The sequence below is a fragment of the Pseudomonas sp. MD195_PC81_125 genome, assembly GCF_014060985.1.
In the GTDB taxonomy this organism is placed as follows: domain Bacteria; phylum Pseudomonadota; class Gammaproteobacteria; order Pseudomonadales; family Pseudomonadaceae; genus Aquipseudomonas; species Aquipseudomonas parakoreensis.
Genome location: NZ_JABULD010000048.1, coordinates 1 through 8,621 on the forward strand (window position 1 = coordinate 1; position 8,621 = coordinate 8,621).

At 58.1% G+C, this 8,621-nt stretch carries 8 protein-coding genes and 1 pseudogene; 3 read left to right on the forward strand and 6 right to left on the reverse strand.

Features of this window, described 5'->3' with window-relative positions:
• Window positions 1–311, forward strand: a 311-nt coding sequence (locus tag HT737_RS31140; protein ID WP_220459294.1) for a hypothetical protein, incomplete at its 5' end; no start/stop codon positions are given.
• 26 nt (window positions 312–337) lie between these two features.
• Here the strand turns inward: HT737_RS31140 and HT737_RS02540 are convergent.
• Both HT737_RS02540 and HT737_RS02545 read right to left on the reverse strand, forming a co-directional pair.
• Window positions 338–1,261, reverse strand: coding sequence for a magnesium transporter CorA family protein (locus tag HT737_RS02540; protein WP_182401319.1), 924 nt, complete (start codon window positions 1,259–1,261; stop codon window positions 338–340).
• Between the two features lie 7 nt (window positions 1,262–1,268).
• A pseudogene (locus tag HT737_RS02545) lies at window positions 1,269–2,844 on the reverse strand (RimK family protein).
• Between the two features lie 92 nt (window positions 2,845–2,936).
• On the opposite strand from HT737_RS02545, the gene HT737_RS02550 reads away from it, so the two are divergent.
• Window positions 2,937–4,055 (forward strand): GNAT family N-acetyltransferase/peptidase C39 family protein, encoded by a 1,119-nt coding sequence (locus HT737_RS02550; RefSeq protein WP_182401321.1) that lies wholly within the window; start codon window positions 2,937–2,939, stop codon window positions 4,053–4,055.
• A 132-nt stretch (window positions 4,056–4,187) separates the two neighbouring features.
• Here HT737_RS02550 and HT737_RS02555 read toward each other — a convergent pair whose 3' ends face one another.
• Window positions 4,188–5,333 (reverse strand): PQQ-dependent sugar dehydrogenase, encoded by a 1,146-nt coding sequence (locus HT737_RS02555; protein WP_182401323.1) that lies wholly within the window; start codon window positions 5,331–5,333, stop codon window positions 4,188–4,190.
• Between the two features lie 53 nt (window positions 5,334–5,386).
• Window positions 5,387–5,728 carry a hypothetical protein gene (locus tag HT737_RS02560; RefSeq protein ID WP_047294653.1) on the reverse strand — a complete coding sequence of 114 codons (342 nt, stop codon included), beginning with the start codon at window positions 5,726–5,728 and terminating at the stop codon, window positions 5,387–5,389.
• Between the two features lie 192 nt (window positions 5,729–5,920).
• Here HT737_RS02560 and HT737_RS02565 point away from each other — a divergent pair, with 192 nt between their 5' ends.
• Window positions 5,921–6,793, forward strand: a complete 873-nt coding sequence (locus tag HT737_RS02565; protein ID WP_047294709.1) for a Ku protein — start codon at window positions 5,921–5,923, stop codon at window positions 6,791–6,793.
• A gap of 131 nt (window positions 6,794–6,924) precedes the next feature.
• Here HT737_RS02565 and lpxO read toward each other — a convergent pair whose 3' ends face one another.
• Window positions 6,925–7,824 carry a lipid A hydroxylase LpxO gene (gene lpxO, locus HT737_RS02570; RefSeq protein WP_007964602.1) on the reverse strand — a complete coding sequence of 300 codons (900 nt, stop codon included), beginning with the start codon at window positions 7,822–7,824 and terminating at the stop codon, window positions 6,925–6,927.
• A gap of 474 nt (window positions 7,825–8,298) precedes the next feature.
• Window positions 8,299–8,621: hypothetical protein (locus HT737_RS02575; protein WP_182401325.1), on the reverse strand; the 323-nt coding region annotated here is incomplete at its 5' end.

Below are 8,621 nucleotides of genomic sequence, written 5' to 3' on the forward strand. Positions count from 1 at the left end.
CCCCTGYAGGAGCTGCCCGGSAGGCTGCGATTCTTTTGACTTTTGTTTTTTCTCAAAATCAAAAAGCAAGATCAAAAGATCGCAGCCTTCGGCAGCTCCTACAGGGAGCCTTCGTTGGTAAAACCCCGGAGACAGAAAATGAAAACCCGCCTCTAGGGCGGGTTGGGTGCTGCAGTCGTGAGCTAGCCCGCCAAATGAGGAATGGCGGTAATAATGCTTGGCTGGCAGCGCAATACGGTGGAAGTCATGGGCCTGAAATTAGCCCGGCGGCGACCGGCGAGTCAATGGTTTATTTGACGCTGACGCTATAGGCTGGCGTCGGCCAAGTCACCACGGATCACTTGGCCAACCGCCGCAACCCGAACAACATCCCCCCGGCCCCCAACAACATCACCAGCAGAAACGCCGGGTAGGAAATCCACCACGGCGTGCCCGCCGTCATCATGCTGAATTCCGACATCCCGCCAATGCTCGCAATCAGGTTCAACGGCAGAAACACCACGTTGATCAACGTCAGTTTGCGCAGCAGATTGTTCATGCTGTTGTTCATCAGGTTGCCACGCGCATCGATCAACCCGGAGAACACCGTGGAGTAGATTTCCGCCTGTTTGTAGCATTGGTTGTTTTCGATGATCAGGTCGTCGATTAATCCGATCGCCTCGCTGCCAAAGTGCTGTTTTTCCGCATGATTGCGCAGCCGCGTCAACACCGCGCCGTTGCTGTGCAGGGCGTTGATGTAATAGATCAGGCTTTCGCTGAGGTTGAACATCTGCACCAGATGCTGGTTCTGCATCGAGGCGTTGAACTTCTGCTGCAGCTCGCGGGCGACCAGTTTGATTACCTTCAGATGGCCGAGGTAATGGTGGATGTTGTTGAACAGCAGATCGAGCAACACATCCAGCGGCGCATTGAGCGGCTGGCGCGTGCCGATGCCGTGCAGCGGCGTGTCATCGGTGGCGATCACCAGCAACTGACCGGGCGCAAAAAGCAGGCCGCAGGACGACACCTCAAACGCCAGGCTGCCACCGCCGGAATAGTTTTCCGGGCGTTTCCAGATCAGGAACAAGTGGTCGGGGTGAAACTCGATTCGCGAGACTTCGTCCGGGTCCAGCGCCGAGGCCAACGCGTGTTCGTCGACCTTGTAGTGGCTGTGGAGCAAGTCACGCTCGGCCGCATCGGGATTGCTGAACAGCATCACCTCGGCGTCCAGCCGCTCGACCCGCTGCAACGCGCCATGAGTCAGTGCGAAGCTGCTGATCATCGGCGCGTCACCAGGCCTGGCCGCGACGTTTGAGTTCCAGCCGTCGCACGAACTCCTCCAGCACCAGTGAATACAGATCGTCCTGCAAGTAGGCGTCTTCGATACCGGCGTCGAGGTTCGGGTTGTCGTTGACCTCGATCACCACCACTTTGTCGCCGGCCTGTTTCAGGTCCACGCCGTAGAGGCCATCGCCGATCAGGTTGGCGGTCTTCACCGCCAGTTCCACCACCGCTCGCGGCGCCTCGTGAACGGCCAGGGTGCGACACTCGCCGTTGACGTCCTGGCCCTTGGCTTTGTGGTTGTAGATTTGCCAGTGGCCCTTGGACATGAAGTACTGGCAGGCGAAGATCGGTTTGCGGTTGAGCACGCCGATGCGCCAGTCGTACTCGGTGTAGAAAAACTCCTGAGCCAGCAGCAACACCGAGTGTTCGAACAGTTCGGCGGTGGCCTCCAGCAGCGCCTGCTGGCTTTCGACTTTGATCACTCCGCGAGAAAAACAGCCGTCGGGGATCTTCAACACCAGCGGAAAACCGAGGCGTTCACCGACCCGTTCGAAATCTTCCGGTCGTTCCTTGTAGAGAATTTCCGTGGCGGGCATGCCCAATTGATGACTGTTGAGCAGGTCGGTCAGGTAGACCTTGTTGGTACAGCGCAGGATCGACGTGGGGTCGTCCATCACCACCAGGCCTTCGCTTTCAGCCTTCTTGGCAAAGCGATAGGTGTGGTTGTCGACGCTGGTGGTCTCGCGAATCAACAAGCCGTCGTACTCAGCGATCCGCGCATAGTCCTTGCGCTCGATCAGCTCGACGTCGATGCCCATGCGCTTGCCGACCCGGACGAAATTCTCCAGTGCCTTGGCGTTGGATGGCGGCAAGGCCTCCTGCGGATCGTGGAGGATCGCCAGGTCGTAACGCGCCACTTGCGGCGAGCGTGGCGCCCGCCAGACTTTACGACTGAAACCGTCCAGCGCATTGGCGAACTGATCTTCCTGATCGTCGCGCAACTTGTGCAGGGCACCGGACTTAATGCCTTCGATGTGCCAACCGTTAGTTCGCCGAAACTCAACTAACAGAATCGGGCACGGAAACACTTCAAACAATTGTCGAGCCAGATCCTGCAGCGGCTCGATATGCGTTTTGCCGAAGTAAAGCGTCAGGGTGAAACCTTCGGTATCGCTGTACAGATGATGCGTGAGGGCTTTTTCCAGATTTTTATCGAGATCGTCCAGTGCCAGACCGTAAAGCGATTTTTTTCGTCAGTTCGCTGATGGTGCGCACCGATGGAATCACCTTGTGGCCGCGGGCTTCTGCCAGCAGCGAGCAGTAGTAACCGTGCCCCAGATACTTGTAGCTGCGGCACAGATTGATCACCTGCACCCGCTTGCCCGGCTCGTTGTCACGGGTTTGCTCGAGGTATTCCTGAGCGGTGACGATGTCCTCGCTGGGGAAGTACGAGGCCCAATCTTCCTTGCGTTCGACGATGATCAACACTTGACTGGAAGTTCTGATGGCTGGATTTAAAAAAGTTGCCGCCGACAAACTTTGCTCGGATACTTCGCGCCAATGACCCTGTACCGCTGACATAGAGATTGATCCGTTGGAGAACAAGACCATTTCTATTAAGCACGAAGTTTTTCGAAAGTCCCGTTTCGTTACGCAACTTTTACGGTGGTCATATGAATGCTGTTTTCCGTTTGGCGGTAGTTGAAGATCTGCCAGCGCTGCTGGCCTTGGAAATGCAATGTTTCACCAGCGACCGGCTCACCAGCCGCAGCTTTCAATGGATGATCACCCGCGCCCATGCGCAACTGCTGGTCGCCGAACTTGACGGTCAATTGCTCGGCTACGCCCTGGTGCTGTTTCATCGCGGCACATCACTGGCGCGCCTGTATTCCATCGCCATTGCCGGCGAAGCGCGCGGTACTGGGCTGGGAAAACAATTGCTGCAACGTATCGAGGCCTGTGCCGTCGAGCATGACTGCGCGTACCTGCGTCTTGAGGTGCGCATCGACAACCCCGGCGCCATCTCGCTTTACGAGCGCAACGGCTACCGACGCTTTGCGCTGATTCACGATTACTACGAAGACCATGCCGATGCGCTGCGCCTGGAAAAGCGCATTGTTCAGCACCGTGATTCGCGCAACATCAAGGTGCCCTATTACCCGCAAACCACCGATTTCACTTGTGGCCCGGCCTGTCTATTGATGGCCATGGGCGCATTGCAGTCGGCGCGCTCACTGGAGCGGCGCGAAGAATTGCAGATCTGGCGTGAGGCGACCACGGTGTTCATGACCTCCGGCCATGGTGGCTGCAGTCCTCAAGGCCTGGCACTGGCCGCTTGGCGTCGAGGTTTCCAAGTGCGTTTGCAGCTCAGCATGGCCGGGCCATTGTTTCTCGATGGTGTGCGCGATGAGCATAAAAAAGACGTCATGCGCCTGGTGCACCATGAATTCACCACGCAAATTCAAGACACCGACATCGAGCGCAAGATTGGCAACCATCTGGATTTGCCGCGCCTGCTGCAGGCTGGCGGACAGCCTCTGGTGCTGATCAGCAGCTATCGCCTGACCCGTTCCAAGTCCCCGCATTGGGTGGTGGTCACCGATTGCGATGAAGACTTTGTGTACCTGCACGATCCGGATGTCGACCACAGCCAGCATCGTCAACCGATAGACTGCCAGCATGTGCCGGTCAGCCATGGCGAGTTTGAGAAGATGAGTCGGTTTGGGCGTGGGAAATTACGGGCGGCGGTGGTTGTGTATGCCCGCGCTGTGCCAACTATTGTCAGGCCCTAGAGGTTTTTTTTTGTGGCGAGGGAGCTTGCTACCGCATGAGTGCGTAGCGCTCACAAGGTCTTGGGGCTGCTGCGCAACCCAGCGGGAGCAAGCGCCCTCGCCACAGGACATCCGTGAAAAATTGAAGTGAGGTCACTTCAGGCCAATCTTGTACAGCGCACCGTCCTGCTCATCCGTCAGCACGTACAGATAGCCATCCGGCCCCTGCCGCACATCACGAATCCGCTGTTTAAGCTCGCCCAATAGCCGTTCCTCGTGCACCACTTTGTCCCCATCGAACTGCAAGCGGATCAGCTCCTGACTGACCAGCGCGCCGATGAACAAATTCTGCTGCCACGGCTTGAAACGATCAGCGTCATAGAACGCCATGCCGGAAACACCCGGCGACTTCTCCCAGACGTGGTGCGGGTCAACCGCACCTTCGACACTTTTGCCCTTGGCTTCGGGAATCGGTTGCAGAGAATAGTTGATACCGTGGGTCGCCAGCGGCCAGCCGTAGTTTTTGCCGCGCTCGATGATGTTCACCTCATCGCCGCCTCGGGGTCCGTGTTCGTTCTCCCAGAGTGTGCCGTTCCACGGATTGAGCGCCGCGCCCTGCGGGTTGCGGTGGCCGTAGGACCAGATTTCCGGACGTACGCCGGACTGGCCCACGAACGGATTGTCGTCCGGCACCTTGCCATCGGGGAAAATCCGCACGACCTTGCCCTGCAGTTTGTCGAGATCCTGCGCGGTCGGCCGATCATTGTTTTCGCCGAGGGTGATGAACAGATAGCCATCGCGGTCGAACACCAGACGTGAACCGAAATGGTTACCGGTCGAGAGCTTCGGCTCCTGACGGAAGATCACCTTAAAATCGCTGATCGTCTTCAAATCGTCCGACAGCCGGCCTCGCCCCACCACCGTCCCGGCCTTATCCCCGGCGCCACCGCCCTCGGCGTAGGACAGGTAGACCAATCGGTCCTGCCGGAAGTCCGGCGACAGCACTACATCGAGCAAGCCACCCTGGCCCTTGGCCCAGACCTTGGGCACGCCGCTGATGGGCTCGGAACGCTTGCCATCAGCGGTAATCACCCGCAGGTTGCCCGGCCGCTCGGTTACCAGCATGCCCTGACGATCCGGCAGAAACGCCAGCGCCCACGGATGCTCCAGGCCTTGAGTAATCGTGGTGACTTCAAGGGCGCCCTGCTCGCTCTGCAGCGCTTTGGGGGTCGCAGCGAAGGCGGGCGCGCTGAGCAACGTGCCGGCGCACAGCGTGGCTAGAAAGGTTTTACGCAACATGCACGATTCCTTTTTGTTCGTTTCGAAGGCTGACAGGCGCTCAGGCCTGATGTTCAACGGTTGCTGTCTCCATCACGCGGCGGTGGGTTGGGAATGAATCTGGGTGGTGTACTCGGTACCGAGCGTTGCTGCTGACCATTGCCGATGCCGCCATTGCCAACGGTGGGCGTGCTGGGCACCGGCACTGTATTCGGCCCGCGAATCACCGGCGTACTGGGCTGGGTGCCCTGCATGCTGTTGGGATTGGCGCGGCGAATCGGGCTGTTGTAGGGATTGTTGCTGTTGCCGGTGGGACTTTGTGCCAGCAACAGCGGCGCGGACGGTGCCGTGACCTCGGCATGTACAAGACCTGCCCCAAGGAGCAGAACGATGATGCCGGGCAATATTCGGTTCATGGGATGGCCTCTCGATGCACAGGTGATAGAGCCTTCGAGTCCACGCTACGCCCCGGGTTCGGATTTGTTAACCCATCGCCCTTAAACAAGATGTAACACGGCTTGACCGACAGCACTGCTGTCTCCGGCAAACGCTGGAAACTTTCGCCGCCGGCTGCAGGTCACCTGAACATCATTCGCGGAGGACTCACCATGGCTCGGGCAATCTGGAAAGGCGCAATCAGTTTCGGACTGGTGCATATCCCCGTTGCGCTGGTGTCGGCAACGTCTTCGCACGGCGTCGACTTTGACTGGCTCGACAGCCGCAGCATGGATCCGGTGGGTTATAAACGGGTAAACAAAGTCACCGGCAAGGAGGTCACCAAGGAGCACATCGTCAAAGGTGTGGCCTATGAGAAGGGCCGCTATGTGGTGCTCAGCGAGGAAGAAATCCGCTCGGCGCACCCGGTGTCCACGCAGACCATCGACATTTTCTCCTTCGTCGATGCCGAGCAGATTCCACTGCAGAACATCGACACGCCTTATTACCTGGCCCCGGACAAACGCGGCGGCAAGGTCTACGCCCTGCTGCGCGAAACATTGAGCAAAACCAACAAGGTCGCCCTCGCCCGCGTCGTCCTGCACACTCGGCAATATCTTGCGGCGCTGATGCCGCTGGAATCGGCGCTGGTGCTGGTGAAACTGCGCTGGCCGCAGGAGGTGCGCGGCCTCGACGAACTGGAACTGGGCAGCGAGGTGACCAAGCCGCAACTGGCCAAGGGCGAGTTGGACATGGCTAAACGTCTGGTGCAGGACATGAGCGGCGACTGGAGCCCGGAGGACTACAAGGACGAGTTCGAGGACAAGATCATGGCCCTGGTCGAGAAGAAGGCCCACGAAGGCAAGATCGAGGATGTCGAGACCGTAGGTGGCGAAGAGGAGCGCAAGTCTGCGGATGTGATCGACTTGACCGAGCTGCTTAAACGCAGTCTGGGTGGGAAAGCGCCGGCCAAGTCCAAGGCTAAACCGGAGAAACCCACGAAGTCCACGCCGGCAAGGAAAACCAAAAAAGCCTCTGGGGAATGAATATTCAACGCCTGTCAGGTAACTGACAGGTTGCTTTTGAGACAGTCATTGCCAGCAGGCTGGCGCCCACGGTTTGCAATGCCCCTGTGGACACCAGTCTTTGGCAATGACAAACAGGTGCGACACACCAGTCAGATCAGAATGAAGATCGCCAGCAAACCGCCAAAGATCGCCCATTTTTCCATGTAGTAACGCGCGCGATTGCGCTTTTTCAGCTCTTTGCCACGCAGTCGCACTTTGTAGATCTTGGTAAACAGACGGTTGATCCCGCCAGTGCGGTCGCCGGCATCGTTCGGCGCACCAGCAGCGGACATCACGGTGCGACTGAACCATCTGTTGAACGCGGCCGCCCAGCGATATTTCATCGGACGCTCGATGTCGCAGAACAGGATGATGCGGTTTTTGTCGGTGGTGTTTTCGGCGTAGTGGATGTAAGTCTCATCGAACATCACCGCTTCACCGTCGCGCCAGTGGTAGCTTTCACCGTCGACGTTGATGTAGCAACCCGCATCGTTCGGCGTATCCAGGCCCAAGTGGTAGCGATAGGAGCCCGCATAAGGGTCACGGTGACGAACCAGTTTCGAACCCGGTGGCAGTTCGGCAAACATCGCGGCCTTGATCGAACCGATGCTCTGCACCAGTTCGGTAGTGCGCGGGCACAGTTTCATCGCCGACGGATGACTCTCGCCGTACCACTTGAGGTAGAAACGCTTCCAGCCACTTTTGAAGAACGAGTTGAAACCCACATCGTCGTACTGATTCGAGCGCTTGATCTCACCGGCACGCAGCAGGTCCTGCCCTTCCTGGCGAATTTCTTCCCAATGCGCCTGCAACGGGCTCAAGTCCGGAAACTCGGAAGGATCGAGATAGGGCTTGTTTGGTTTCTTTGAAAACAGGTACAGAAAGCAGTTGATCGGCGCCAGAAACGTCGAGTGGTCGCTCAACTGACGGCCCAGTTTGTGACGCACACGACCACGAAGGTGAACGTATGCAATGGAAATGACATAAATAGCGGCAATGATGAGTTTCACGGAAATCGTCACACGTCAAAAGTGAACAAACTGCGCGCCTGCCGGCCAAAGGCCCAGGGTCTGATGCAGTGGCATGAATACAAATACTGTCCCGGTGGCACTTCCTTGAGCCCGTGCCGTGAGCGGCTATTGGGTAATCGGATGGCATTTTAGCCATACTTTGTAACCAAGGGTGAACCTGATCTGTGAAAAACTGTCGGCTGAATCTGCCAAACGGCAGGCGCGACAGTACGCTCGTGCAGGCGCATGACTGCTGACGCAGAGCAAAACAGAGGTTATTCCGGGAAGCGCCGCAGCGGTTGCGCTGAGCTTTGACGTGTACGCTTCAGCCGCTGCGTACCAAGCACGATGCAATTCGCACCTGACTTGAAAAGGGTCCGCGGGCCATGAGAAATGAGTTTGAAAGGGTGAAGCGAAACCCGCCAGGTTTGGAGCTCAACCGAGCATGAGACCTGGCGGGTTACGAGTAAGGGCTTATTTATCGGTGGAAAGGCTCGCCTTGCTCAATCCCTTGGTATTGTGATCGCCTGGCGTCGTGGCGGAGATCGCCGTGGCTTTCGACAACCCCTTGGTGTCCTTCGAATGCGCTACACCTGAAGTGGCCACGCCGTGCCCACGGTCGGTATTGTGGTCGCGTCCAATATGTTGACCACTGACGCCATGATCCCGTACGGCCCTGCCGTCATGATCCGTTTCCTGGCCTTCAGCGCGGCCATTGCTGGAGACGCTGCCTGAGTGCCCGGCACTGTCGCCGCTATGGCCAGCGCTGCCGGCACCGCCGCCGTGACTGCCTCCAC

Excerpts from the sequence above, each read along its gene's own strand:
- HT737_RS02565 (WP_047294709.1), top strand. The coding sequence starts at position 5,921 with ATGGCTCGGGCAATCTGGAAAGGCGCAATCAGTTTCGGACTGGTGCAT.
- HT737_RS02540 (WP_182401319.1), bottom strand. The coding sequence starts at position 1,261 with ATGATCAGCAGCTTCGCACTGACTCATGGCGCGTTGCAGCGGGTCGAG.
- HT737_RS02555 (WP_182401323.1), bottom strand. The coding sequence starts at position 5,333 with ATGTTGCGTAAAACCTTTCTAGCCACGCTGTGCGCCGGCACGTTGCTC.
- HT737_RS02560 (WP_047294653.1), bottom strand. The coding sequence starts at position 5,728 with ATGAACCGAATATTGCCCGGCATCATCGTTCTGCTCCTTGGGGCAGGT.
- HT737_RS02550 (WP_182401321.1), top strand. The coding sequence starts at position 2,937 with ATGAATGCTGTTTTCCGTTTGGCGGTAGTTGAAGATCTGCCAGCGCTG.